The organism is Stenotrophomonas sp. YJH_SMC_57 (assembly GCF_059369755.1).
Genome location: NZ_JCAFSZ010000013.1, coordinates 25,293 through 49,924 on the forward strand (window position 1 = coordinate 25,293; position 24,632 = coordinate 49,924).

Below are 24,632 nucleotides of genomic sequence, written 5' to 3' on the forward strand. Positions count from 1 at the left end.
ACCGGTCGCAGGCCATCGGCGACATGCGACCAACGGCCCATCCTGCACAAATGCGGCCTTCATGCCAACTGGCATAAGATGACTGGGTGATCTCGCGCCTGCTCATTGCCCTGCTGCGCTTCTACAAGCGCTTCATCAGCCCCCTGCTGGGGCCACGCTGCCGTTTCGTGCCCAGTTGTTCTGAATACGCGATGGACGCCATCTCCCTGCATGGTCCGCTGCGCGGCAGCTGGCTGGCTGCGCGCCGCCTGGGACGCTGCCATCCGTTCCATCCCGGCGGCTTCGACCCCGTGCCCGAGTCCCCCAACGCCCCCTCTTGCCGTTGCACAGGAAAACACTGACATGTCCTCCACCCTCATCACCAATGCCCGCATGGTCAACGAAGGCCGCACCTTCGACGGCGACCTGCGCATCGAGAACGGCCGCATCGCGCAGATCGGCAGTGGCCTGGCCCCGCGCGACGGCGAGCAGGTGGTGGATGCGGCCGGGCGCTGGCTGCTGCCCGGCATGATCGACGACCAGGTGCACTTCCGCGAACCAGGCCTGACCCACAAGGGCGACATCGCCAGCGAATCGGCAGCGGCCGTGGCCGGTGGCCTGACCAGCTTCATGGACATGCCCAACACCAACCCGCCGACCCTGGATTCGACCATCCTGGAAGCCAAGTACGAACTGGCGCGCGGCCGCGCGTGGGCCAACTATGGCTTCTACCACGGCGCCAGCAATGACAACCTGGAAGCGATCCGCGCGCTGGACCCGAAGAAGGCGCCCGGCGTGAAGGTGTTCATGGGCGCTTCGACCGGCAACATGCTGGTGGACAACCCGGAAACGCTGGACGCGATCTTCCGCGAATGCCCGACCCCGATCATCACGCACTGCGAAGACACGCCGATGATCGATGCCAACCTGAAGGCCTTCCAGGAAAAGTACGGCGACGCACTGACCCCGGACATGCACCCGGACATCCGCTCGCGCGAAGCCTGCATCAAGTCGACCCGGCTGGCGATGTCGCTGGCACGCAAGCACGGCACCCGCCTGCACGTGCTGCACATCTCCACCGCCGACGAGCTGGCGCTGTTCGAGAAGGGCCCGCTGATCCGCGCCGATGGCAGCCGCAAGCAGATCACCGCCGAAACCTGCGTGCACTTCCTGCACTTCGCGCGCCCGGACTATGCGACCAAGGGCAACCTGATCAAATGCAACCCGGCGATCAAGGAAGTGTCCGACCGCGAGGCGATTACCGCCGCGCTGGCCGATGACGTGCTGGACGTGCTGGCCACCGACCACGCCCCGCACACCTGGGAAGAGAAACAGAAGCCCTACGCACAGGCGCCGTCGGGCCTGCCGCTGGTGCAGTACGCGCTGGTGGCCGCGCTGGAACGCGTGCACGAAGGCAAGCTGACCCGCGAGCAGGTGGTGCAGAAGTTCGCCCACGCCCCGGCGCAGCTGTTCGATGTCGAGGAGCGCGGCTTCCTGCGCGAGGGCTACTTCGCCGACCTGGTGCTGGTCGAGGACGTGCCGTTCACCGTCAAGCGCGAGGACGTGCTGTCCAAGTGCGGCTGGTCGCCGTTCGAAGGCACCACCTTCCGTTCGCGCATCGCCTCCACCTGGGTCAACGGCCAGCAGGTGTGGGACGGCAGCAAGCTGGTGGGCGAGCCCGCCGGCCAGCGCATGACCTACGACCGCTGATGCGTCCGGCACTGATGATCGGGGCGCTGCTGCTGGCCGCGCCTCTGTTTTCCGCCCCCTCGGCGCAGGCACAGGATGGCATCGGCAGCCTGATCGACAGCCGCGTGGTGTTTCCGGCCAGCGCGTCGCAGGGCGCGCTGGTGATCGGCAAGGTGCCCGCCGGCAGCCGCGTGCAGTACGCCGGCCGCCAGCTGCGGGTGAGCGGCTATGGCAGCGTGGTGTTCGGCATCGGCCGCGACGAGAAGGGCCCGTTGCGGGTACAGGTGCAGCGCCCCGATGGCGGCAGCGAAACCGCGACCATCGCGGTGACGCCACGCGACTGGCCGACCGAACGGGTCAACGGCGTGCCGCCGAAGACGGTCAACCCACCGCCGGCGATTGCCGAGCGGATCAAGCGCGAGCAGGCGCAGGTGACTGCCGCGCGTGCCCGCGATGACGACCGCACCGACTTCACCCAGACCTTCATCTGGCCGGTGCAGGGCCGCATCAGCGGCCGCTTCGGCAATGCGCGCGTGTACAACGGGCAGCCCGGTGCGGGCCATTCCGGCATGGACATCGCGGTGCCCACCGGCACGCCGGTGAAGGCGCCGGCCGCCGGCATCGTCACCTTCGCCGGTCCGGACCTGTACCTGACCGGTGGCACGCTGCTGCTCGATCACGGCTTCGGGGTCAGCTCCAACTTCCTGCATCTCTCGCGCATCGACGTGAAGGTCGGAGACCGCGTCGAACAGGGCCAGGTGATCGCCGCCGTCGGCGCCACCGGCCGTGCCACCGGCCCGCACCTGCACTGGGGCATGAACTGGTTCGATACCCGTATCGACCCGCTGCTGGTGCTGGAACGGAAGTAGCGGTAGTGCCGGCCGCTGGCCGGCAATTGCATGAATTCTGCAGCGCCGGAGCTGCCGGCCAGCGGCCGGCACTACCAGTGGCGATCGATCAACCGCGCGCGGCCCACCACACACGCAGCAGCGTGCGTACCGGGGTGGCCTCGATCGGCTTGCCCGCAGCCTGCGCGGCCACGCGCGCGCGCGCCAGGCTCGACCACACGCGGCGCGGACGCGGGCCCGGCACACGGGTGCCCCAGCCCTTCAGCAGATACTGGGCCCAACGCTGCGCGGCGGTGCCGGCGTCCTCATCCAGCAGGCTGCGCGGTACGCCCGCCACGCCGGCATCCTGCAGACGCTGGGCCAGGGTCTGCAGCTGCACCGCACGACTGGCGCCGGTACGCGGCTTGTCGTTGAACAACGCCGCTTCCACCGCCGCCACTGCGTCGGAGTAGTTGGCAAGCGCGCGTTCGGCGGCGGCCGCATCCAGCGCGACCGTGCGCGCTTCAACCAGATCCGGCAGCGCCTCGGCCAGCTGCGCCCACGGTGCACGCGCCGGCTCCAGCAGGCGGCCCAGCGGGTGGCGCGAACGATGCGCAGCCCAGCTGCGCAGTTCCTCGCCCCACCAGGCCAGCTTGGCGTCGGCCGGTAACGGATCGCCGCTGGCGTTGAGCATGTCGTCGAATTCCTGCAGCAGCGCGAACCACGCGACCGCGAGCTCGCGTTGCGATTCGGCCACGAACGGGGCGGCCACCGACCATTCCGGCCAGCGGCTGCGCCACTTGTCGAGGAAACTGTCCAGCGCGGTACTGCTCACTACGTCATTCCTTACGGCTGGGCCGGGGCTGCCGGCCGGGTCGGCCAGAGGCTGGCCAGTTGCAGAAGTCCGGCGTTCTCGACCAGCACGTCGGCCTGCCAGGCCAACGGGTCGTCACTGTGCAGGCGATAGCCCCACAGCGCAGCCACCGAGGGCATGGCGGCGGCACGTGCGGCGAGGATGTCGCGCTCGTCGTCGCCCACGTACACGCAGTCTTCGGCGGCGATGCCGATGGCCTGCGCGGCGTGCAACAGGGGCAGCGGATGCGGCTTGCGTTCGGCCAGCGTGTCACCGCCGACCAGCACCGCGCAGCGCTGCTGCCAGCCGTACTGCGGCAGGATCAAGCGCGCCAGGTACTCCGGCTTGTTGGTGACGATGCCCCACACCGTACCGGCCTCATCCAGTGCCGCCAGCATGCCGGCCACGCCATCGAACAGCACCGCATGCTGGCCGATCAGCGCTTCGTAGCGCTGCAGGAACTCCGGGATCAGCGCGTCGCGCGCGACGGCATCCAGTTCCGGGAAGGCCGCCGACACCATCGCCCGCGAACCCTTCGACACCACCGGGCGCAACATCGCCGGATCGATCGGCGCACGGCCACGCTCGGCCAGCATCGCATTGCAGGTGGCGACGAAGTCCGGCGCACTGTCCAGCAGCGTGCCATCCAGGTCGAACAGCACCGCGCGCGGGAAGCCGGCCGTGGTCATGCCGGCTTGACCGCGTAGGCGAGGTAGTTGATGTCGGTGCGGCTGCTCAGGCGGGCGTGGTTGCGCCACGGCTCGTAAGCCATGCCACTGACATCCACCAGCTGCATGTCGGCCTCGCGCAGCCAGCGCGCCAGCTCGGCCGGCTTGATGAATTCCTGGTAGTGGTGGGTGCCCTTTGGCAGCAGCCGTGCCACGTACTCGGCACCGACGATGGCCACTGCGAAAGCCGCCGCGGTGCGGTTGATGGTCGACAGGAACAGATGGCCACCCGGCTTCAGCAGGCGCTTGCAGGCCTCGATGATCGCGCCCGGGTCGGGCACGTGCTCAAGCATTTCCATGCAGGTGACCACGTCGAAGCTGCCCGGCTGCTCGGCGGCCAGGTCCTCGGCGGCCTGCACGCGGTAATCGACCGTGGCGCCGCTTTCCAGCGCATGCAGGCGCGCGACCTTGACAAGTTCCGGGGCCAGGTCGATGGCGGTGACGTCGGCACCGGCCTGCGCCAATGCCTCGCTCAGCAGGCCACCACCGCAACCGATGTCGAGCACGCGCGCACCGCGCAGCGGCACGCGGTCGGCCACGTACTTCAGCCGCACCGGGTTCAGCGCATGCAGCGGCTTCTGCGGGCCGTCAGCGTCCCACCAGCGGTTGGCCAGCGCGGCGAACTTGTCCAGCTCGGCCTGATCGAAATTGGAGGAAGCGTGGGGGGCAGTCATGAGGGAGTCCTTGCGGCGCCGGGGTTCAGGCGCGGATATGACGGATGCGCTCGCGCCACTGGCGCGCGTTGGCGATGATGCCCGGCAGGTCCATGCCGACCAGCTCGCGCTGCACCAGCTTGGGCTTGCCGGCGATCCAGACATCGCTGACCTGCTGGCGGCCGGTGGCGTACACCAGCTGTGACAGCACGTTGTGCAGCGGCTGGGTTTCCAGTGCGGACAGGTCGACGCAGACCAGGTCGGCCTGCTTGCCGACTTCGATCGAGCCGATGCGGTCACCGAAGCCCAGCGCGCGCGCACCGCCCAGCGTGGACGCACGCAGCGTGGTGGCCGCATCCAGCGCGGTGGCATCGTCGGCCACGGCCTTGGCCAGGATCGCCGCGGTGCGGTTCTCGCTGAACATGTCCAGGTCGTTGTTGCTGGCGCAGCCATCGGTGCCGATCGCCAGGTTCACGCCGGCGCGCTGCAGGGCGCAGGCCGGGCAGAAACCGGAGGCCAGCTTCAGGTTCGATTCCGGGCAGTGCACCACGCTGACGCCACGCTCGGCACACAGGTGGATTTCCGCGTCGGTCAGCTGGGTCATGTGCACCGCGATCAGGCGGTCGTTGACCAGGCCAAGCTGATCCAGCCGCGCCAGCGGGCGCTGGCCGTGCAGCTTGATCGAATCGGTGATCTCCTGCGCAGTCTCGTGGGTGTGCAGGTGCACCTGCATGTCGAGCTGGTCGGACAGCATCCGCACCCGCTCGAAATTGGCGTCGTTGACGGTGTAAGGCGCATGCGGCGCGAACGCGGTGCCGATCAGCGGATCGGTGCGCCACTGGTCATGCAGTTCACCGGCCTTGGCGAAGTACTCGTCGTCGGTCTTGGCCCAGGCGGTGGGGAAATCGATGATCACCGCGCCGACCAGCGCGCGGAAACCGTGCTTCTTGTAGACCGCGGCCTGCACGTCACCGAAGAAGTAGTTCTCGTTGGCGCAGGTGGTGCCGCCACGCAGCATCTCGGCGATGGCCAGCGTGGTGCCGTCGGCGACGAACTCGGGGCCGATCACCGCCGCTTCCACCGGCCAGATGTGCTGCTGCAGCCAGGTCATCAGCGGCAGGTCGTCGGCGACGCCGCGCAGCAGGGTCATCGGGTTGTGGGTGTGCGCGTTGACCAGGCCCGGCATCAGCGCGGCCTCGGGGCGGCTGACCACCTGGGCGGCGCGGAAGCGCGCACGGGCCTCGGCGCGCGGCAGGATGGCCACGATTTCGCTGCCACGCACGGCAACGGCATGGTCTTCCAGCACCACCGCATGCGGCTCGATCGGAACGACATAACCGGCTTCGATGAGCAGGTCGCAGGCTTCGGGGAGGTGCGGGCTATCGCTCATGCGGGCTCACTGGCTGGGGGGCGGCGAGATACTTCTGGGGGACACGCCCCTGGGTCAGGGGCTGCCGCGAAGCGGCGGGGTCTGGAGACTCGTGAAGCGGGGCCCCTGATCTGCCGAAGCAGATCAGGGGAGCGCCAGCGCGAATGCGATGGCGGGTACCCGGCCAGCGGCCGGCCCTACCGTAATCCGGCTGCGCCGGATTACTTGACGCGTGCGGAGTATTCGCCCGAACGGGTATCAACCTTGATGATTTCGTCCTGGTTGACGAACAGCGGCACGCGGACCACGGCGCCGGTTTCCAGGGTGGCCGGCTTGCCGCCGCCGCCCGAGGTGTCGCCACGGACGCCCGGATCGGTTTCGGTGATCTTCAGTTCGACGAAGTTCGGCGGCTGCACGAAGATCGGCTCGCCGTTCCACAGGGTCACCACGCAGGACTCTTCGCCCTTCAGCCACTTCTCGGCGCCGCCCATGCCGGCCTTGGTGGCCTGGACCTGCTCGAAGGATTCCGGGTCCATGAAGTGCCAGTACTCGCCGTCGCTGTACATGAAGTTCATGTCGGTATCGACGACGTCGGCTGCATCCAGTGAGTCGGTCGACTTCATGGTCACTTCCTGGGTACGGCCGTCCTTGATCAGGCGGTACTTCACGCGGGTGAAGGCCTGGCCCTTGCCCGGCTTGACGTATTCGGTGTCGATGATGACAGCCGGTTGGTTGTTGACCAGGATCTTCATCCCGTTCTTGACGTCGTTCATGCCGTAGCTGGCCATGCGTAAACTCCTGAGTGGCAAAAACGCCGCGGGTGCGGCGAGCCGTTAGAATGGAAAGCCCACCGGATGCCGGTGGGCGACTGTTTTTCTGCCCCCATGATAACCGCAGGCCCCCTCTCCATGCAGCTTTCCGCCTTCCCCCGGCCTCAGTCGCCAGGCGCGCCCGCGCGCTGGCAGCAGCTCTGGCGCCAGGCACTGCGCGACCCGCACGCCCTGCTGGCCCGGCTGCAGCTGGACGCGGCCGCGCTGGGCGTCTCGGAGGCGGCCATCGCCCAGTTCGCGCTGCGCGTGCCCGAGGGCTTCGTGGCCCGCATGCGCACGGGCGACGCCGCCGACCCGCTGCTGCGCCAGGTGCTGCCGATCGACGAGGAAATGCGCCCGGCGCCCGGGTTCAGCTTCGATGCGGTGGGGGATGGTGCGGCCAGGAAGGCCACCGGGGTCATCCAGAAATACCGCGGCCGCGCCCTGCTGGTCGCCACCGGCAGCTGCGCGATCAATTGCCGCTACTGCTTCCGACGCCATTTCGACTACGGCGCGGAGAACGCCGCCAAGGGTGGCTGGCAGGAGGCCGTGGCCGCCATCGCGGCCGATCCGGACATCGACGAGGTGATCCTGTCCGGCGGCGACCCGTTGTCGCTGGCCACGCACAAGCTGGTCGAACTGACCGACGCACTGCGCGCAATCCCGCACATCCGGCGCCTGCGCATCCACAGCCGCCTGCCGATCGTGCTGCCCGAACGCGTGGACGAGGAACTGCTGGGCTGGCTGGGCAGCCTGCCGTGGCCGCTGGCGATCGTGGTCCACGCCAACCATGCCAATGAATTCGATGCCAGCGTGGACGCGGCGATGGCACGCCTGCGCGGTACCGGTGCGCAGCTGCTGAACCAGGCGGTGCTGCTGCGCGGGGTCAACGACAGCGTGCAGGCCCTGCAGGATCTGAGCGAGCGCAGCTTCGCCGCCGGCGTGCTGCCGTATTACCTGCACCAGCTGGACAAAGTGGAAGGCGTGGCCCACTTCGAAGTGGACGACACCCAGGCCAAGGCACTGATTGCCGGCCTCACCGCACGCCTGTCCGGCTACCTGATCCCGAAGCTGGTGCGCGAACTGCCTGGCGATCCGAGCAAGCGCCCGGTGTAAGAGCACTACCGGGGTCAGATCCCTTTTCCCGTGGAAAAGGGATCTGACCCCAGCACAACGTCAATCGGTCAGAGACCCGATTCGATCATCCGCACCACTTCGGTGGCGGTCACCGGGTGGCTCAGCCAGTAGCCCTGGCCGAGGTCGCAGCCACGCTGGGCCAGCAGCTCGAACTGCGCCTGCTGCTCGATGCCCTCGGCAACCACGGTGATGCCCAGTGCGTGGGCCATGGCGATGATCGCCGTGGTCAGTGCCAGGTCGTCGGGATCACGCTGCATGTCGGCCACGAAGCTCTTGTCGATCTTCACCCCGTCCACCGGCACCTGGCGCAGATGGCTGAGCCCGGAGAAGCCGGTGCCGAAATCATCCAGCCAGACCTTCACGCCGGTCCGGTGCAGCTTGTCCAGCAGCTGTGCGGCGACCATTTCATCGCCGATCACCGCGGTCTCGGTCAGCTCCAGGTGCAGGCGCGACGCCGGCAGCCCGGACTCATGCAGGCACTGTGCGACCAGCGCCGGCAGTTCGCCGCCCCGCAGCTGCCGCGGCGACACGTTGACCGACACGAACAGGTCGTCTCCGGCCACCCCGCGTGGCCACTGCGCAGCCTCCATGCAGGCCGCGCGCAACACCTTCGGGCCGATGATCTCGATCAGCCCGCTCTGCTCGGCCACCTCGATGAACACCGACGGCGGGATCGTGCCCAGGGTCGGATGCTGCCAGCGCAACAGCACTTCGACGCCGACCATGCGGCGGTCGCGCATGCGGAAGATCGGCTGGTAGGCCAGGCGCAGTTCGCCGCGCTCCCAGGCCCCGCGCAGCTCCTGCTCCATGTGCACGCGGCGCTCGACCGCATGGTCCATCGCCCGGCTGTAGTAGCGGTAGCAGTTCTTGCCGGCCATCTTCGCCTGGTACATGGCGATGTCGCCGTTCTTCAGCAGCGTGGTGGCGTCGGCCGCATCGTCCGGGAACAGGGTCACGCCGATGGACGTGCCCAGGAACAGTTCCCGGCCCTGCACCACCAGCGGCTTGCCCAGTTCGCGCACCAGCACTTCGGCCAGCAGCCGGGCGTTGGCAGCGACGTCACCGTCACCGACCAGGATCACGAATTCGTCGCCACCAAAGCGCGCCAGCAGGGCCTCGTCGCCACCGGCTTCGGTCACCGCACGGCCGATGCGCTGCGCGAACTGCAGCAATGCTTCGTCGCCGGCTTCGTGACCGAGGGTGTCGTTGACCCGTTTGAAATCATCGATGTCGGCGAACAGCAGCCCAAGCCGGTGGTTGGCCGCGCGCGCAGCCATCAACCGATGGTCAAGTGCCTCGCGGAAGGCCAGTCGATTGGTCAATCCGGTCAGCGCGTCGGTGTAGGCCATGTGCCGCACTTCACGGTCATGGCGGGCGATCGCATCGCGCATGCGGGCAAAGCCACGCACCAGTTCGCCTACTTCGTCATCGCGGGTGTTCTCCGCCAACGGCGTCTGGTAGTCGCCGGCCTCGATGCGGCGGGCGGCCACGGCCAGATCGCGGATCGGCGCGACCAGGGTCCGCTGCACGTACAGGATCACCACCACGCCGATCACCACCAGCAGGCCCAGCATCAGCAGCAGCCAGCCCAGATGGCGGCTGCCGGCCTGCTGCAGGCGTTCGCCCAGGGTCGCATTGGCGGCCTGCTCGCGCTGCTGCACCTCGTCCAGCGCCATGCCGACGCGGACACCGCCGATGCGCTGGTTGCCGATCGTGATCGGCATCGTGTTGTCGAGCACCTTGGGCGATTCCTGCACCACCAGTGCCTGCGCGGCAGCGGCCTTGGGCGCCAGCGGGTCGGTCATCTGCTGGCCGAAGCCGGCGACCTCGATCGAGCCGTCATGCACCAATCGCCCGCGTTGGTCGAACACCAGGACATAGCGCACCACCGGCTGCCGCGCGGTACCGCGCACCAGTGCGCCGACCTGGTCCAGGTCGCGGTAGTACAACGGATTGGCCAGCGAGTCGGACAACTCGCGCGCCATCGCCTCGCCGCGGCTGCGCACGCTGCGATCGAACAGTTCGTGGATGACGCCGCCGCTGAGGCTGCGCACCTCGCTCTGCATTGCCGTCTGGCGCCCCAGCAGCACCGCCAGGATCGCGATCACCACGAGCATTGCTCCGCCCATCGCCAGCAGGAACCGGGCCTGCATTCCAGAGCCGAGCCACTTCATTCCACTTCCATCCGCACGCGCGTCAATCCTTGTTTCAATTCATCCAACCGCTGCTGCGCATGCGCATCGACACGGTGGAAACCGGAAGTGCCAAAAAACCGATGCAACGCCCCCTGCGCCCGCGGGTCGCTGGCCGCCTGCAGCAGGACCTCCTGCAGGCGATCGCGCACGCGCGGGTCAAGGTCGGCGCGGACCATCTCCACCGCTCGCGGGTACGGTTCGGTGCGCAGCAGCTCACGGAAATCGCGCCGGAACGCGGCCGGCACCCGCCGCTCGTCGTTCCAGTCCACGCTGCTCACCGCCCCCACGTCGACCACCCCCTTGTGCACGAACGTCGCGATGTTCAACTCGCTGCGCGCGAACACATACCCCACGCTGTCCCGTCCCGGCATGTCCCAGTCGCCGGCCAGGATCTGCGGCGTCAACCCCTCCTGCAGCAGCGTCATCACCGGTACCAGGTAGGCGCTGGTAGACGCTGTGTTCTGCAGCGCCAGGCGATGCCCAGGCAGGTCCTGCATGCGCTGGATCGGGCTGTCGTTGCGCACGAAGAACACCGTCTGGTACTGGCGCACACCATTGCGTTCGGTCAGCAGCAAGGGCCTTGCGCCGCTGCGCTGGCCGAGCGCCACCGCCGTGCCCGCCGTTTCCGTGACCCAGTCGACCCGCCCCCGCCGCAGATAGCTGGCCATCTGCTGCGGATCGCGCGCCATCAGGATCCTCCCCTCCCTGATGCCGACGTCGTGCATGCGGGCCACCACATAATCCAGCAGGGGCTGCAGCTGCTCGTAATGGGCCTTGGGATCATCGCTGATCCGGCCCAGCACCAGCACCGGGTCCGGTGCTGCACGCACCGTCCCCGCCAGCAGGACCATGGCCAGGCTCAGCAGTCCCCCCTGCATTGCCCTTCGCAGACCCGACACAGGCTTCATCCCCCCTGAGTATCCGGACAGACTACCCGAAAAAATGAGAACGTCGTCAGCTGTCCTTGCTGCCTGCCTGCGCCAGTCGTGCCATGCGCTGGGTGTCGGCGAGGATGCCGCGCAGCAGGCGTACTTCCTGCTCGCTCGGCTCGCTGCGCAGGAACAGGCGGCGCAGCTTGCGCATTGCCGATTCCGGGGCGCGACCCTTGTGGAAATCGATCTCGTCCAGGGTATCGCCGAGCTGGGCGAAGAAGCTCTCCATCTGCTCGTGGCTGGCCGCCTGCTCGCGGAAGCCCGGCTCAGCGTCGGCAGCCGGCTGCGCGCCCAGCAGTTGCATCCGCGTTTCATAGGCCAGCACCTGCACGGCCGCGGCCAGGTTGAGCGAGCTGAACTCCGGATCGGACGGGATGTGCACCGCGGCGTGGCAGAGCTGCAGTTCCTCGTTGGTCAGGCCGGTGCGCTCGCGGCCGAACACCAGCGCCACTTCGGCGCCCTCGCCCGCCTTGGCCACTGCACGCGCAGCGGCGTCGGCCGGAAGGTACTCCTCCAGCTGGACGCGTCGGGCCCGGGCGGTGCAGCCCAGCACCAGCCGGCAGTCGGCCACGGCCTCGGCCAGGGTGGCCACCACCGGGGCGCCCCCCAGTACATCTTCGGCACCGGCCGAGCGGCGGAAGGCCTCCTCGTCCAGCGGCTTTTCGGGGGCGACCAGCACCAGGCGGGCCAGGCCCATGGTCTTCAGGGCGCGGGCGGCAGCGCCCATGTTGCCGGGGTGCTGGGTACCGACCAGGACGAATCGGAGGCGGGTGGCGGCAGGAAACTGGGACATGAACAGGGAAAAGGTCGAGCTGGACGATGACCAATGGTAAACTGTGCGGCCGGCCACTGCGCCGGACCTGCTCTTTTCCCCCGCCAGTCCTTCTCTTCTGCCTTTCCGGGAGCCCACGCCATGCAGAAACCCGCCGTCACCGTCATGGTCAAGGCCGCCCGCCTCGCCGGCAACGTCCTGTTGCGCAACATCAACAAGCTCGAGGCACTGAACGTCGTGCAGAAGGGCCGGATGGACTACGCCAGCGAAGTGGATGCGGACGCGGAAAAGGTCATCGTCAAGGAACTCAAGCGCGCCTACCCCGAATACGGCATCTTCGGCGAAGAAGGCGGCGTGCAGGGCGAACGTCGCCAGATGTGGGTCATCGACCCGCTCGATGGCACCAGCAACTACCTGCGCGGCGTGCCGCACTACTGCGTGTCGATCGCGCTGGTCGAGAACGGCGAACCGACCGATGCGGTCATCTTCGACCCGCTGCGCAATGAGCTGTTCACCGCCAGCCGCGGCGCCGGTGCCGTGCTGAACGACCGCCGCATCCGCGTGGCCGACCGCAAGGACCTGGACGGCACCATGATCCACACCGGCTTCGCCCCGCGCGAACGCGCCCGCGCCAGTGCCCAGCTGAAGGCGGTCGACGCCCTGCTGGTGCACGGCGAGGACATCCGCCGCACCGGTTCGGCCGCGCTCGACCTGGCCTACGTGGCCTGCGGCCGTGCCGACGCCTACTTCGAGGCCGGCGTGAAGGCATGGGACATCGCCGCCGGCCTGCTGCTGGTCCGCGAAGCGGGCGGCAAGGTCTGCGACTTCAAGGGCGCGACCCTGGGCCGCATGGACAACCGCGGCCCGGAGACCCACCAGATCGTGGCCGGCAACCTGAAGGTGGCCGAGTCGCTGCAGAAGGTGCTGGTGAACACCGGCTACGCCGCCGAGTTCGACGCGAAGTTCTGATCTGCGCATAGTCGCGGTTCATGGAGACGGCACCTGCGAGGTGCCGTTTTCGTTTGTGCGCTGGGAGATTCGTTTCCGCGACCGCGGAGGGGTGTCACTTTCTTTGCGCGTGCACCGCGCCGCAGGAGCAGCGCGGAACGGCGCAGCCGGCCCGTAGGGTGGCGCACATGGATGTGCGCCATCAAGAAAGTAACCAAAGAAACGCTCCGCCGGCCGCGAGCCGTCGCTACGCGACGGTTCCCTGCGCTTCTCGGTGAATCAGGGGACGGCGCCGAACTCGCTGCGCTCAAACACCGGCGCCTCTTCGCCCCTGATTCCCCTGCGATGCTCGGCTCGCTCAAGGCGGACTGGAAGATCAACGGCAACAGCATCCACGCATGGCGTGGACCTACTGGGTGCAGCTGTGGCATTTGACCTTGGGTCCGCCTTGAGCGAGCCGAGCACCGCAGGTCCGGCGAGGGCGAAGAGGTGCGGGTGTCTGAGCGCAGCGAGTTCCCGCACCGTCCCTCGACGGGCCGAGGAGCGCAGGGTACCGGTGCGCAGCACCGGCTCGCGGCCGGCGGCGTGTTTCTTTGGTTACTTTCTTTGCACGAGCAAAGAAAGTGACACCCCTCCGCGGTCGCGGAAATGACTCTCGCCGGCGCGCAAACAACAACGCCCGGCGCGAGGCCAGGCGTTCCTGCACTACCGTGAAAGTACCGAGGCTTACGCCACCGTCGACGCCCGCAGCGCGGCAATGCGCTCTTCCAGCGGCGGGTGGCTCATGAACAGCTTCTTCGCCGTCGAACCAGCAATACCGAACGCGGCAATCTGGGTCGGCAGCGTGCTCTGGCCGTGGTTGAGCTGCAGGCGCTCCAGCGCGGCGATCATCTTCTGGCGACCGGCCAGCGAGGCACCACCCGCGTCGGCACGGAACTCACGGTGGCGCGAGAACCACATCGAGATCATGGTGGCGAACAGGCCGAACACCATCTCCAGCACGAACACGATAATGTAGTAGGCGAAGCCACGGCCGCCGCCTTCGCGGTTGCCCGACAGTGCGCTGTCGATGATGCCGCCGACCACGCGGGCCAGCACGATCACGAAGGTGTTCAGCACGCCCTGCAGCAGCGCCATGGTGATCATGTCACCGTTGGCGACGTGGGCGATCTCGTGGCCCAGCACGGCTTCGGCCTCGTCTTCGCTCATGTTGTGCAGCAGGCCGGTGGACACCGCCACCAGCGCGTTGTTGCGGTTGGCACCGGTGGCGAAGGCATTGATTTCCGGGCCTTCATACACCGCCACTTCCGGCATGCCGATGCCGGCGGCCTTGGCCTGGCGTTCGACGGTGGCCAGCAGCCAGCGTTCGGTCTGGTTGCGCGGCTCGGTGATCACCACCGCGCCGGTGGAACGCTTGGCCATCCACTTGGACAGCAGCAGCGAGATGAAGGAGCCACCGAAGCCGAAGATCGCGGCCATCACCAGCAGGCCACTCATCTGGCTTGGATTGACCCCGAGCAGCGACATCACGATGCTGGCGAGGATCAGGACCGCGAAGTTGGTCGCCAGGAACAGGGCAATGCGGGTAAACATGGGAAAATCCGGCTCGGAAGGGGTCGATACCGGTCAATTTGCGGTGTGGTCAGCTTGAATTCAAGCGCCAACCTGACCGACGATTCAGCCAGCATGACCTCCCCCATTCCCTGTGGCCGCTTCGCGCCCTCGCCGACCGGCCTGCTCCACCCCGGTTCCCTGCTCGCCGCGTTCGGCAGCTGGTTGCTCGCCCGCCATCACGGCGGCCTGTGGCGGCTGCGCATCGAAGACGTTGATCCGCCCCGCACCGTACCCGGTGCAGCGGATTCGCAACTGCAGGCACTGGCCGCGTTCGGCCTGGTCCACGATGGTCCAATCCTCTGGCAGAGCACGCGCGGCGGGGCCTACCAGGCCGCACTGGATGTGTTGCTGGCCAGTGACCTGGCCTTCGTCTGCCACTGCAGCCGCAGCGAACTGGCCGCCAGTGGCGGCATCCATCATCGCTGCGTCGCGCGGCAGACACGACCGGACCCCGCCGTCCGCTTCCGTGTGCCGGCTGGCAGCGTGGTCCAGTTCGACGACGGACTGCGCGGCCCGCAGCGGCAGGACGTGCATGCCGAGGTCGGCGACTTCGTGCTGCGCCGTGCAGATGGCTGCTGGGCCTACCAGCTGGCGGTGGTGGTCGATGATGCCGCGCAGGGTGTGACCGAAGTGGTGCGCGGCGCCGACCTGCTCGACTCCACCGCGCGGCAGATCCTGCTGCAGCAGGCACTGGGGCTCGCGGTGCCGCGCTACTGGCACCTGCCGCTGCTGCTGGATGCGCCGGGCCACAAACTGTCCAAGTCGCTGGCGGCGCTGCCGGTGGACACTGCGCGCCCGCTGCCGGTGCTGCGTCAGCTCTGGCAGCTGCTCGGCCAGGCCTCTGCGGCGCTGGAGCAGGCACACGATCTGGATGCCCTGCTGGCCTCCGCGCAACGGGCCTTCGACCCGGCGCGCCTGCCGCGCACCGACATCCTGCTGCCGCCCGGCGCACTTTCCGCGCCGATGTTGCAGAATCCCCCTTCCCCCACCTGACACCCGGACAGCATTCCATGACATCTCGCGTCGCACTGGTCACCGGCGGAACCGGCGGCATCGGTACCGCCATCTGCCAACGCCTGGCCGACCAGGGCCACCGGGTCGCCACCAATTACCGCGACGAAGCCAAGGCGCGCGCGTGGCAGCAGGCAATGTCCGAACGCGGCTATGCGGTATCGATCTTCCCCGGTGATGTCTCCGACCCCGACAGTGCCGAAGCGCTGGTGCGCGCGGTCGAGGCCGAGCTGGGCCCGGTCGAGATCCTGGTCAACAACGCCGGCATCACCCGTGACACCACCTTCCATCGCATGCGCGTGGACCAGTGGCACGATGTGATCAACACCAATCTCAATTCGGTGTTCAACGTCACCCGCCCGGTCATCGAGGGCATGCGCCGCCGCGGCTGGGGCCGGGTCATCCAGATCAGCTCGATCAACGGCCTGAAGGGCCAGTACGGCCAGGCCAACTACGCCGCCGCCAAGGCCGGCATGCATGGCTTCACCATCTCGTTGGCCCGCGAGAACGCGGGCTTCGGCATCACCGTCAACACCATTTCGCCCGGTTACGTGGCGACCGATATGGTCATGGCGGTGCCGGAGGACGTGCGCGCCAAGATCATCGCCGACATCCCCACCGGGCGTCTCGGCAAGCCGGAGGAAATCGCCTACGGCGTGTCCTTCCTGGTGGCCGACGAGGCCGCGTGGATTACCGGCAGCAACCTGGATATCAACGGCGGCCACCACATGGGCTGGTAAGCCGCGCAGCGGGCCGTCACGGCGAACGCCGCCGGCCCCTGCCAAGAGTCATGCTGCGCAGCACGCAAACCCTTGCTGCGCAACATGATCGCCGCCGAAAGCCAAGCCTGGCGGGGGCTGAGGCGGTTGCAACGGCTGCTGCACTGCGCCATGCTGCGCGTCTACTGTGACGAGTACCGCTTCATGGCTGCGACCCGCATCATCAAGAAGTATCCGAACCGCCGTCTCTACGACACCGAGATCTCCAGCTACATCACCATCGAGGACGTGCGCCAGCTGATCCTGGACGGTGAAGACTTCGAAGTCCGCGACGCCAAGAGCGGCGACGACCTCACTCGATCGGTCCTGCTGCAGATCATCGCCGACCAGGAACAGGACGGCGAGCCGATGCTGTCCACCCAGCTGCTGAGCCAGCTGATCCGCTTCTACGGCGATTCCCTGCAGGGCTTCATGGGCAATTACCTGGAGCGCAGCATGCAGGTCTTCCTCGACCAGCAGCAGCAGTTCCGCCAGCAGATGGGCAACCTGCTGGGCCAGACCCCGTGGGCGATGATGAACCAGCTGACCGAGCGCAACCTGGAGCTGTGGCAGGAATTCCAGCGCAGCATGGGCACCGGCTTCGGTGGCCCGCGCCCGGGCGGCACCGGCACGGGTACCGGCACGGGTTCTGGTACCGGCAACAAGCCCAACGAACCGGGAAGCAGCACCGGCGGCAAGACCCGGCGCTGAGCCATCACCGCAGTGGATACGAAAACGGCGCGCCCTGGACGCGCCGTTTTTCATTGCATGGCGCCCGCGATGCGTCAGCGCTTGGCCCTGCACCCCGTGCACACGCGCTCGACCTTGTAGCCCTTGGCCTTCAGCTTCTCGACCACGCCATCGTTGCCGAGCAGGTGCAGCGTGCCGACCACCACCAGCGTTCCGCCCTGCCCGGCCTGCAGGTACGGCAGCAGCTTCGGCACCCACGCGTCATTGCGGCCGGTGTTGATGCGCTGGTAAAGCTGCGGATACTGCTGGCGCATTTCCGCCGCCATCTTGGTCCACAACAGGCGCTCATCCCCCCGGCGCCAGGCATCGTGCAACAGGCGCGCCTGCTCATCGCCCTTGCCCGCCTGATCGAGCGCCTCGGACAACATCTGCCGCTGCTCCTGCACCGTCATGCCATCGAGCATGCCGATCTGCGTATCGATGTCTTCCAGGCCGGCCGTCTTGCGGCCGGTCTTCTGCGCGCGCTCCATGAAATGCCGATCCAGGCCCAGCGCCGGGTCCAGGCCCAGCTTCTGCATCTGCCCGATCGAAATGCTCAGGCCGACGAACCAGGGCTTCATGCCCTGCATCTGCGCCAGCGGCAGCGCGTTCTGCGCCGCGAACGCCTGCAGCTTCTGCCAGGTGGCCGCATCCAGGTCGCGCTTGAGTTCGCTGCCATCGGTGCGGACCGCCGCCTGCACCATGCGGCTGGCCAGCTGCGGCGACTGCATGTCCTCCGGCGAGAGCTCGAACACGATGCGCTGCGAGGCCTCGAAGGCCTGTTCGACATCCGGCGACAGCGGATAGTCCTGCGGTTTCAGCAGGTGGAACGAACCGAGCAGATAGAGGCGCGAATCGCCTGGACCGGTCACTTTCCACAGCAGCGGCACCGGTGGCTTGGCAGCGGCGGTCGCGGCAGCGGCCGGCTCGGCGGCAGGCGCATTGCGCGCCGCAACCAGCGGTGCGACCGCGCAGGCCAGCAGCAGGGTAGCGGCACGGAACAGGTCTCTGATCGGCATTTCAGCCTTCTCCTTCAGGCAGGTGGTAGGCCTTCTCGCCTGCTTCCACGCGCAGGTCCAGCCGGTTTTCCGGTGGCGCCAGCGGACAGGTCGCGTAGGCGGTGAACGCACACGGCGGGTTGTAGGCATGGTTGAAATCGATGCGCACCGTGCCGTCGGCAGCGGGTGCATCGGTGTCCAGGTAGCGGCCGGCCGGATAGCTGCCGCGGCCACTGGTGCGGTCGGCGAAGATCAGGAACAGCGGCTGCCCGGGGCCACCGATCGCTTCCAGACGCCAGTTGCGGCCGTCGCGCTGGAACTCGACCGCGCCCGCATTGGGCATCTCGGTGGTGAGGCCGGTGATATCGACGATCGGCAGCGTCTTGCCTGGCGGGTGCGCGATGAAGCGTGCCTGCACCTGCCAGTCGGGGCCACCCGGCCAGTACTCCAGGCCAGCGAAATCGCGGCGCGCCGCCGCATCGGCGTGCTTGACCCGCAGTGCATCGCGCGGCCCGCGGCGAATGATGCTGAGCTGGCCCTTGCCGGCATCGAAAGACAACAGGGTCGGCCGCGCATCCTTGTCGGTGTCGACGCGGATACGGCCGCGTACCGGCTGGCCCTCATGGCTGACCTCGACACCGGCCTCCGGCGTGAACCACCACTGGGTGCCCTCGCGACGCAGCAGGCCCAGCTTGCCCGGACCGACCGCCAGGCGGATGCCATTGGTGGCGCCGCTGCCGACGAAGTGCGACTTGTTCTGCAGCCAGTGCAGGCCGACCAGCGCCGTCCAGCCATCGGGACGGGTCAGGTCCTGGTAGCGCGCCACGCGCCATTGCTGCTGCGCAGCGGCAAAGGCCGGATCTTCAGTGACCGTCGGCGCCGGCGGTGTCGCCGGGCTGCAGGCAGCCAACACCATGGCGGCCAGCAGGCCGCCCATTCCCCGATAACGCATCGATGCTCCCCTCAACGTCCGCGCAGGAACCAGCGGTCGATCTCCGCCAGTGAAAAACGGGCCCAGGTCGGCCGGCCATGGTTGCACTGGCCGGACCGCTCGGTGATTTCCATGTCGCGCAACAGCGCGTTCATCTCCGGAACGGTCAGGCGCCGGTTGGCACGCACTGCGCCATGGCACGCCATGGTCGACAGCAGTTCGTCGCGCGCACTCGCCACGCGCCGGCTCTGGCCGTGTTCGCGCAGGTCGGTCAGCACGTCGCGCAGCAGCCCTTCCGGTTCGGCATGCGCCAGCAGCGCCGGGATGCTGCGCACATGCAGCGATCCCGGGCCGGCACGGGTCACTTCGAAGCCGAGTGCGGCCAGCGTTCCGGCTTCGCTTTCGGCGGTGTCGGCCTCGCGCTCGCCGACGGCAAGCGTGATCGGCACCAGCAGCGGTTGCGACTGCAGGCCGATGCCATCATGCGCATTCTTCAGGCGTTCGTAGCCAATGCGCTCGTGCGCGGCGTGCATGTCGACCACGATCAGGCCTTCGGCATTTTCGGCCAGGATGTAGATGCCGTGCAGCTGCGCGATCGCATAACCCAACGGCGGCACGCCCGCATCGGCGCTGGTCACCGGCAGTCCATTCTCGCTCGGCATCGGCGGCAGCGTCGCCCCGCGTTCGGCACCGGACGGTGCGGCATACAACGCGGCATAGGCGGCCGGGGCGTCGGCCACCTGCAGGCCGAGCGGCTGCTGCGGTCGCCAGCCTGAGAATCCCCCCCCGCCACCTGAGCCGGAACCCGGCGCAGCACCGCGCACCAGCCCGAATCCAAAAGCGCCGGCGCTGGACGCCATCGGTGTCGCGGCCGCATCCACCGGATGGGCAGGACCGGCGCCGATCTCCTGCGCCGACATGCCGGCACGGGTGTCGGCCAGCGCGTCCTTCAGCGTGCGGTAGACGAAATCATGGACCAGCCGCGAATCACGGAAGCGCACCTCGTGCTTGGCCGGATGCACGTTGACGTCGACCCGGGTCGGGTCCAGTTCCAGGAACAGCACATAGGCCGGTTGGCGACCGTGGTACAGCACGTCGCCGTAGGCCATCTTCACCGCGTGGGCGACGCTGCGATCGCGCACCGAACGGCCGTTGACGTACAGGTACTGCTGGTCGGCACTGGCACGCGAATAATGCGGCTGCGCGATCCAGCCATGCAGGCGCAGGCCGGCACCGCTGTGGTCCACGCGCACGGCCTGGTTGGCGAAATCTTCGCCCAGCGTTTCGGCCAATCGCGCATCGGAATACAGGTCGCCCGGCTTGTAGCGCCGCGAGGCCTTGCCGTTGTGCGACACACGCAGTTCGACATCCGGCCGCGCCAGCGCCAGCGAACGCAGCCACTCTTCGATATGGCCCAGTTCGGTGCGCTCGGCGCGCAGGAACTTGCGCCGCGCCGGCACGTTGTAGAACAGTTCGCGCACTTCCACGGTGGTACCCGGCGCATGCGCACGCGGAGTGACTTCGCCGATCTTGCCGCCTTCGATCTGCAGCGCGGAACCATGCTCGTCGTGCGCGCGGCGCGAGGCCAGGGTGAAGCGGCTGACCGAGGCGATCGACGGCAGCGCTTCACCACGGAACCCGAGCGTGGCCACCGATTCGAGGTCGTCGAGATCGGCGATCTTGCTGGTGGCATGGCGCGATACCGCCAGTGGCAACTGCTCCGGCGCGATGCCGCTGCCGTTGTCACGGATGCGGATCAGGCGCACGCCGCCTTCTTCAAGATCGATGTCGACGCGGCTGGCGCCGGCATCGATCGCGTTCTCGACCAGTTCCTTGACCACGGACGCAGGACGCTCGACCACTTCGCCAGCGGCGATCTGGTTGATCAGGATGTCCGGCAATGGCCGGATCGGGCGCGGATGGGCAGCAGACGTCATGCAGGGATGATAACGGAGCGGCCCTGGGTAGAGTCGACTGTCAGTCGACTGCCCTTCGCCGACGGTCCTTTGCCGGGCACGCCCCCCGCGCTCCGCGCGTAGTCGACTGACAGTCGACTCTACAGAAAGCAGAAACCCGCTTTCGGCGGGTTACTTGCTGCCGCCGGCCATGGTGCCTGCGGCGTCGATCTCGGCCTGGGCACGGGCCGCGTACAGCGTGCCCGGCGGCGGCTGGCGGCTGAAGAAGGTGTGCACGCCATCGAGTACCGCACCGGCGATCTTGCGCTGGTAGGCCGGGTCGATCAGGCGGCGCTCTTCATCCGGGTTGGAGATGAACGCGGTTTCCACCAGCATCGCCGGCATGTCCGAGGTGCGCAGCACCGCGAAGTTGGCGCGCTCGATGTTCGGCTTGTGGTTGTTGCCGATCCGCTTCAGGCCGCCCAGCACGTGGCCGGCCGCGTCCTCCGATGCCTTCATGTAGCCGCTCTGGGCCAGGTCCAGCAGCACGTTGGCAAGCGTGCCTTCGGTCTGCTGCAGGCGCACGCCACCGACCAGGTCGGCCGCGTTTTCCTTGTCTGCCAGCCAGCGCGCACGCTGCGAGGATGCGCCCTTGGTCGACAGCACATACACCGACGAACCGGTGGCCGAACGGTTTTCGGCCGCATCGGCGTGGATCGAAATGAAGATGTCGGCCTTGTTCGCACGCGCCTTCTGCGCACGCATCGGCAGCGGGATGAACACGTCGCTGTCGCGGGTCAGGTAGGCCTTCAGGCCCGGCGTCGCGTTCACCTGGCGCGCCAGCTCACGTGCCACCGCCAGGGTGACATCCTTCTCGCGCTTGCCGGTCGGGCCGATCGCACCCGGGTCCTGGCCACCGTGGCCCGGATCGATGGCCACCACCAGGTGGCGCATGCCAGCCTGCATGCGGATGCGCGACGCATCGCTGGGCATGGCCGGGCGTGGCGGTTCCACTGGCGTCGGCGCCGGCGCGGGCACCGTGGCCGGCGGCGTGGTCACCACCGCGGCAGTGCGCTGGCCAGCGAGGATCGCGGCCGGTGAAGAGGACGGCGTGCTGCTGGCCGCGGTACCTGCCGCGGCCACCTGTGCCGGTGCCGTGGACGGTGCCGGCGTCGGCGTGGCCGGGGTCGCTGCAGCGGCGCTGGCCTGCTGCTGCACCTGCGCGGTCAACAGTGCGGTGGCGCGCGCGGCATCGTTGCGCGACTGCGCGCTCTCGGCCGCGGTCGGCGCAGGCGTGCTGACGGGCGCCTGTGGCTGCACCGCCGGGGTCACCGCCGGCCGGCTGGCGGCCACGGCCGGGCCATCGCCCGGCCATTCGATCACCAGCTTGGATTCATTGCCCTCGCGCTGCATCTGCGGGCGGAACGGCGCCACCGATTCAGCGAGGTCGAAAACGACACGGAACGTCCCCGGGACCGGCTGTCCGGTACGCACTGCAGTAACCACGCCCTGCGCGGCCGGCATCTTCAGGTTGCGTATGGCGCTGGAGTCCGGGAAATCGACCACCAGGCGGTTCGGGCCCGCCAGCGACAGGGTCTTGTAGCCGCCACTGCCGACCAGCGAGATCTCGGCACGGGTGCCGGTCGCGCCGGTATTCAACAGGACCTGGCGGACTTCACCCGCCCACGCACTGACGCTCGCCAGACCCAGTCCGACGGCGGCACAGATGGCGATGAGACGGTTCCCCGGGCGCATGGCTCAGGATTCAATCACCGTGCTGAACGGAATGCAACACCTTTTTCCTTAATAATCCGTAACCTGCCGCTGTTTGTTCTCGTCAGCCGACAGAAATGGCCTGCAAGTCGCCCCCCTGAGGCAGCCGTGCCAGCCATTCACGTCCCGCGTCGCTGGCCCCAGTGAGACGAACACGACGCCCCTTGCCCTCGATCTCCAGCGCCACCACCAGATCGGTCGACGGTAGCGCCCCGGCCCCGCGCTCGGGCCATTCGACCAGCCACAACACGGCACTGCCCTCGTCCAGGCCGAGAAAATCGAGCTCGCCGGCCTGGCCGATGCGGTACAGGTCCAAGTGCCATGCCTCGCCGCCACTGGCCAACGGGTAGCGCTCGACCAGGGTATAGGTCGGGCTGCGGATGGCGCCCTGCACGCCCAGTGCGCGCAGCAGTGCGCGGGCAGTGGTGGATTTGCCGGCGCCGAGGTCGCCGCGCAGCTCGATCAGCGCCTGCGGCGGCCGCGTCGCCGCCAGCCACTGCCCGAGCAGTTCGGTGGCGTCGCTGTCGGCAAGGAAGAATTCGGTCATGGAGAGAGGTCCGGATTGGCCAGTCGCCGCAGCGGCGCCAGCAGGTCAGTAGGAAGCAGGCCACGCGCGCCGTCGGCGGCAGCGGCATCGCCGGCGAGTGCGTGCAGCAAGGCGCCGCCCGCCGCCGCATCGAACGCGGCCAGTCCCTGCGCGCGCAGGCTGGCAATGATGCCGGTGAGCAGGTCGCCCATCCCGCCCACCGCCATGCCGGGGTTGCCCGCAGCGATCAGCCGTGGCGTCTGCCCGGGTGCCGCCACGATGCTGCCCGCGCCCTTCAGCACCACCACGGCGTGGAAGCGCTCGGCCAACGCCTGCGCGCTGGCGTAGCGGTTGGCCTGGATGTCAGCGCTGCTGCAACCAAGCAGGCGCGCGGCCTCGCCCGGGTGTGGGGTGAGGATCGCGTCCGGCAACGCGCGGGGATCCTGCGCCAGCAGGTTCAGTGCATCGGCATCGACCACCAACGGCTTGCCACACGCCAGCACCCGCGCAAACAGAGCGCGCGCCCATTCGTCCTGGCCCAAGCCGGGCCCGATCGCCACCACCGTCGCCCTGTCCAGCAGCGCCGGCAGCGCATCGCCGTCTTCCAGCGCATGGGTCATCGCCTCCGGCAGGCGCGCCAGCAGGGGGCCGACGTGATCGCGACGGGTACCCAGGCTCAGCAGGCCGGCGCCGGCACGCAACGCGGCTTCGGCCGCCATCGCGATGGCGCCGCCGCTGCCATGGTTGCCGCCGACGCACAGCACGTGCCCGGATTCGCCCTTGTGAGTGTTTGCACGGCGCGGTGGCAGCAGTGCCTTCAAACGGTCGCCGGTCCAGCGCTGCGCGCTGGCCTGGATACCGTCCCAGGCCTGATCAGGCAGTTCGAGTGGCGCCAGCCGGCGCTGGCCGACCTGCTCCAGCGCATCACCGGTGTACAGGCCTCGGTGGCACGCGATGAACTGCAACGTGACATCGGCCTTCACCGCCACGCCGGGCACACATCCGCTGTCGGCATCAACGCCACTGGGCACGTCCATCGCCAGTACCGGCCCACGCGCCGCATTGAGGGCCTCGATCAGCGCCCGGGCCGTGCCGGACGGCGCCCGGTCCAGGCCAAGCCCGAACAGTGCGTCCACATAGACCTCAGCGTCCGGCAAATGGCCATCGAACTCGACGGCACTGCCACCAGCCGCCGCAAATTCCGCTGCAGCCTGCGCCACCAGCACCGTGGCGGGCGCCCTGCCAGGCAGCGTGACCACCTGAACCTGGCGCCCCGACCGCAGGGCATGGCTGGCCAGCACGTAGCCGTCGCCGCCGTTGTTGCCGGCACCGACCAGCACGCATAGCTGGAGGGCCTCCGGCCACTGCTGCAGCAGGCACTGCCAGCCGGCCAGACCCGCCTGGGCCATCAGGCTCCAGCCACCATCACCGGCCAGCGCCGATGCGCGCCCATCGAGCGCGCGCGCCGCTTTGGTATCGAACAGAAGGGAAAGATCGGGCATGCAG

23 protein-coding genes are annotated in these 24,632 nt (G+C 68.3%); 8 read left to right on the forward strand and 15 right to left on the reverse strand.

The features are described 5' to 3' along the window. Positions 1-86: 86 nt before the first annotated feature. Genes yidD through AC5P7U_RS17110 form a run of 3 tightly spaced genes read left to right on the forward strand, consistent with a single transcriptional unit; the run spans position 87 to position 2,537 of the window. Positions 87-341, forward strand: coding sequence for a membrane protein insertion efficiency factor YidD (gene yidD, locus AC5P7U_RS17100; protein ID WP_049458273.1), 255 nt, complete (start codon positions 87-89; stop codon positions 339-341). A gap of 1 nt (position 342) precedes the next feature. Then, on the forward strand, positions 343-1,689 hold the full coding sequence (locus AC5P7U_RS17105) for a dihydroorotase (RefSeq protein WP_071229710.1): 1,347 nt from the start codon (positions 343-345) through the stop codon (positions 1,687-1,689). After that, positions 1,689-2,537, forward strand: coding sequence for a M23 family metallopeptidase (locus tag AC5P7U_RS17110; RefSeq protein WP_008267322.1), 849 nt, complete (start codon positions 1,689-1,691; stop codon positions 2,535-2,537). Before AC5P7U_RS17105 ends, AC5P7U_RS17110 begins: the two co-directional genes overlap by 1 nt. An 88-nt stretch (positions 2,538-2,625) precedes the next feature. Here the strand turns inward: AC5P7U_RS17110 and AC5P7U_RS17115 are convergent, their stop codons facing one another. The 5 genes from AC5P7U_RS17115 to efp form a co-directional block, all read right to left on the reverse strand. After that, positions 2,626-3,330, reverse strand: a complete 705-nt coding sequence (locus AC5P7U_RS17115) for an isoprenoid biosynthesis enzyme family protein (RefSeq protein WP_197564194.1) — start codon at positions 3,328-3,330, stop codon at positions 2,626-2,628. A gap of 11 nt (positions 3,331-3,341) precedes the next feature. Continuing rightward, positions 3,342-4,037 (reverse strand): phosphoglycolate phosphatase, encoded by a 696-nt coding sequence (locus AC5P7U_RS17120; RefSeq protein ID WP_197564193.1) that lies wholly within the window; start codon positions 4,035-4,037, stop codon positions 3,342-3,344. Next, entirely contained in the window at positions 4,034-4,750 is a 717-nt protein-coding gene (gene ubiG / locus AC5P7U_RS17125; protein WP_049458268.1) for a bifunctional 2-polyprenyl-6-hydroxyphenol methylase/3-demethylubiquinol 3-O-methyltransferase UbiG, read from the reverse strand. The genes AC5P7U_RS17120 and ubiG overlap by 4 nt, the downstream gene beginning before the upstream one ends. 25 nt (positions 4,751-4,775) lie before the next feature. Next, a complete protein-coding gene (locus AC5P7U_RS17130; RefSeq protein ID WP_197564192.1) occupies positions 4,776-6,119 on the reverse strand; it encodes a TRZ/ATZ family hydrolase in 1,344 nt (447 codons plus the stop codon). A gap of 200 nt (positions 6,120-6,319) precedes the next feature. Further along, positions 6,320-6,886: an elongation factor P gene (efp, locus tag AC5P7U_RS17135; RefSeq protein ID WP_006457340.1), complete on the reverse strand. Its 567-nt coding sequence runs from the start codon at positions 6,884-6,886 to the stop codon at positions 6,320-6,322. Positions 6,887-6,982: 96 nt separating this feature from the next. Between efp and epmB the strand changes: the two genes are divergently transcribed. Next, complete coding sequence (gene epmB, locus AC5P7U_RS17140) at positions 6,983-8,023, forward strand: EF-P beta-lysylation protein EpmB (RefSeq protein WP_197564191.1); 1,041 nt, start codon at positions 6,983-6,985, stop codon at positions 8,021-8,023. Positions 8,024-8,091: 68 nt separating this feature from the next. Here the strand turns inward: epmB and AC5P7U_RS17145 are convergent, their stop codons facing one another. The 3 genes from AC5P7U_RS17145 to AC5P7U_RS17155 all read right to left on the reverse strand — a co-directional run bounded on the left by AC5P7U_RS17145 (position 8,092) and on the right by AC5P7U_RS17155 (position 11,964). Beyond that, complete coding sequence (locus AC5P7U_RS17145; RefSeq protein ID WP_004153812.1) at positions 8,092-10,218, reverse strand: putative bifunctional diguanylate cyclase/phosphodiesterase; 2,127 nt, start codon at positions 10,216-10,218, stop codon at positions 8,092-8,094. After that, entirely contained in the window at positions 10,215-11,117 is a 903-nt protein-coding gene (locus AC5P7U_RS17150) for a phosphate/phosphite/phosphonate ABC transporter substrate-binding protein (RefSeq protein ID WP_430543680.1), read from the reverse strand. The genes AC5P7U_RS17145 and AC5P7U_RS17150 overlap by 4 nt, the downstream gene beginning before the upstream one ends. 76 nt (positions 11,118-11,193) lie before the next feature. Continuing rightward, positions 11,194-11,964, reverse strand: a complete 771-nt coding sequence (locus AC5P7U_RS17155) for an RNA methyltransferase (protein ID WP_197564189.1) — start codon at positions 11,962-11,964, stop codon at positions 11,194-11,196. Between the two features lie 120 nt (positions 11,965-12,084). Between AC5P7U_RS17155 and AC5P7U_RS17160 the strand changes: the two genes are divergently transcribed. Further along, complete coding sequence (locus AC5P7U_RS17160; RefSeq protein WP_004153814.1) at positions 12,085-12,912, forward strand: inositol monophosphatase family protein; 828 nt, start codon at positions 12,085-12,087, stop codon at positions 12,910-12,912. Positions 12,913-13,617: 705 nt separating this feature from the next. Here AC5P7U_RS17160 and htpX read toward each other — a convergent pair. Further along, positions 13,618-14,484, reverse strand: a complete 867-nt coding sequence (gene htpX, locus AC5P7U_RS17165; RefSeq protein ID WP_005410387.1) for a protease HtpX — start codon at positions 14,482-14,484, stop codon at positions 13,618-13,620. Between the two features lie 93 nt (positions 14,485-14,577). Here htpX and gluQRS point away from each other — a divergent pair, with 93 nt between their 5' ends. From gluQRS to phaR, 3 genes are all read left to right on the forward strand, one after another. Further along, positions 14,578-15,498, forward strand: a complete 921-nt coding sequence (gene gluQRS / locus AC5P7U_RS17170; protein ID WP_197564188.1) for a tRNA glutamyl-Q(34) synthetase GluQRS — start codon at positions 14,578-14,580, stop codon at positions 15,496-15,498. Positions 15,499-15,515: 17 nt separating this feature from the next. Next, on the forward strand, positions 15,516-16,256 hold the full coding sequence (gene phbB, locus AC5P7U_RS17175) for an acetoacetyl-CoA reductase (protein ID WP_004153822.1): 741 nt from the start codon (positions 15,516-15,518) through the stop codon (positions 16,254-16,256). Positions 16,257-16,439: 183 nt separating this feature from the next. Beyond that, on the forward strand, positions 16,440-16,985 hold the full coding sequence (phaR, locus tag AC5P7U_RS17180) for a polyhydroxyalkanoate synthesis repressor PhaR (protein ID WP_197564195.1): 546 nt from the start codon (positions 16,440-16,442) through the stop codon (positions 16,983-16,985). A 74-nt stretch (positions 16,986-17,059) separates the two neighbouring features. Here the strand turns inward: phaR and AC5P7U_RS17185 are convergent, their stop codons facing one another. From AC5P7U_RS17185 to AC5P7U_RS17210, 6 genes are all read right to left on the reverse strand, one after another. Next, positions 17,060-18,022 (reverse strand): TraB/GumN family protein, encoded by a 963-nt coding sequence (locus AC5P7U_RS17185; protein WP_004153823.1) that lies wholly within the window; start codon positions 18,020-18,022, stop codon positions 17,060-17,062. 1 nt (position 18,023) lies between these two features. Further along, positions 18,024-18,953, reverse strand: a complete 930-nt coding sequence (locus AC5P7U_RS17190; RefSeq protein WP_004153824.1) for a DUF1684 domain-containing protein — start codon at positions 18,951-18,953, stop codon at positions 18,024-18,026. Positions 18,954-18,964: 11 nt separating this feature from the next. Then, positions 18,965-20,869 (reverse strand): DNA mismatch repair endonuclease MutL, encoded by a 1,905-nt coding sequence (gene mutL, locus AC5P7U_RS17195; RefSeq protein WP_197564187.1) that lies wholly within the window; start codon positions 20,867-20,869, stop codon positions 18,965-18,967. Between the two features lie 150 nt (positions 20,870-21,019). Then, positions 21,020-22,582, reverse strand: a complete 1,563-nt coding sequence (locus AC5P7U_RS17200) for an N-acetylmuramoyl-L-alanine amidase (protein WP_197564186.1) — start codon at positions 22,580-22,582, stop codon at positions 21,020-21,022. 82 nt (positions 22,583-22,664) lie between these two features. Continuing rightward, complete coding sequence (gene tsaE, locus AC5P7U_RS17205) at positions 22,665-23,147, reverse strand: tRNA (adenosine(37)-N6)-threonylcarbamoyltransferase complex ATPase subunit type 1 TsaE (protein WP_197564185.1); 483 nt, start codon at positions 23,145-23,147, stop codon at positions 22,665-22,667. Further along, on the reverse strand, positions 23,144-24,628 hold the full coding sequence (locus AC5P7U_RS17210; protein WP_197564184.1) for an NAD(P)H-hydrate dehydratase: 1,485 nt from the start codon (positions 24,626-24,628) through the stop codon (positions 23,144-23,146). The genes tsaE and AC5P7U_RS17210 overlap by 4 nt, the downstream gene beginning before the upstream one ends. Positions 24,629-24,632 lie beyond the last annotated feature (4 nt).

Coding starts and splice junctions, on each gene's coding strand:
- epmB (WP_197564191.1), top strand. CDS start 6,983: ATGATAACCGCAGGCCCCCTCTCCATGCAGCTTTCCGCCTTCCCCCGG.
- AC5P7U_RS17105 (WP_071229710.1), top strand. CDS start 343: ATGTCCTCCACCCTCATCACCAATGCCCGCATGGTCAACGAAGGCCGC.
- htpX (WP_005410387.1), bottom strand. CDS start 14,484: ATGTTTACCCGCATTGCCCTGTTCCTGGCGACCAACTTCGCGGTCCTG.
- tsaE (WP_197564185.1), bottom strand. CDS start 23,147: ATGACCGAATTCTTCCTTGCCGACAGCGACGCCACCGAACTGCTCGGG.
- AC5P7U_RS17210 (WP_197564184.1), bottom strand. CDS start 24,628: ATGCCCGATCTTTCCCTTCTGTTCGATACCAAAGCGGCGCGCGCGCTC.
- AC5P7U_RS17200 (WP_197564186.1), bottom strand. CDS start 22,582: ATGCGCCCGGGGAACCGTCTCATCGCCATCTGTGCCGCCGTCGGACTG.
- AC5P7U_RS17150 (WP_430543680.1), bottom strand. CDS start 11,117: ATGCAGGGGGGACTGCTGAGCCTGGCCATGGTCCTGCTGGCGGGGACG.
- AC5P7U_RS17120 (WP_197564193.1), bottom strand. CDS start 4,037: ATGACCACGGCCGGCTTCCCGCGCGCGGTGCTGTTCGACCTGGATGGC.
- mutL (WP_197564187.1), bottom strand. CDS start 20,869: ATGACGTCTGCTGCCCATCCGCGCCCGATCCGGCCATTGCCGGACATC.
- AC5P7U_RS17145 (WP_004153812.1), bottom strand. CDS start 10,218: ATGAAGTGGCTCGGCTCTGGAATGCAGGCCCGGTTCCTGCTGGCGATG.
- AC5P7U_RS17185 (WP_004153823.1), bottom strand. CDS start 18,022: ATGCCGATCAGAGACCTGTTCCGTGCCGCTACCCTGCTGCTGGCCTGC.
- efp (WP_006457340.1), bottom strand. CDS start 6,886: ATGGCCAGCTACGGCATGAACGACGTCAAGAACGGGATGAAGATCCTG.
- ubiG (WP_049458268.1), bottom strand. CDS start 4,750: ATGACTGCCCCCCACGCTTCCTCCAATTTCGATCAGGCCGAGCTGGAC.
- phaR (WP_197564195.1), top strand. CDS start 16,440: ATGGCTGCGACCCGCATCATCAAGAAGTATCCGAACCGCCGTCTCTAC.
- AC5P7U_RS17160 (WP_004153814.1), top strand. CDS start 12,085: ATGCAGAAACCCGCCGTCACCGTCATGGTCAAGGCCGCCCGCCTCGCC.
- AC5P7U_RS17155 (WP_197564189.1), bottom strand. CDS start 11,964: ATGTCCCAGTTTCCTGCCGCCACCCGCCTCCGATTCGTCCTGGTCGGT.
- phbB (WP_004153822.1), top strand. CDS start 15,516: ATGACATCTCGCGTCGCACTGGTCACCGGCGGAACCGGCGGCATCGGT.
- AC5P7U_RS17130 (WP_197564192.1), bottom strand. CDS start 6,119: ATGAGCGATAGCCCGCACCTCCCCGAAGCCTGCGACCTGCTCATCGAA.
- AC5P7U_RS17110 (WP_008267322.1), top strand. CDS start 1,689: ATGCGTCCGGCACTGATGATCGGGGCGCTGCTGCTGGCCGCGCCTCTG.
- gluQRS (WP_197564188.1), top strand. CDS start 14,578: ATGACCTCCCCCATTCCCTGTGGCCGCTTCGCGCCCTCGCCGACCGGC.
- AC5P7U_RS17190 (WP_004153824.1), bottom strand. CDS start 18,953: ATGCGTTATCGGGGAATGGGCGGCCTGCTGGCCGCCATGGTGTTGGCT.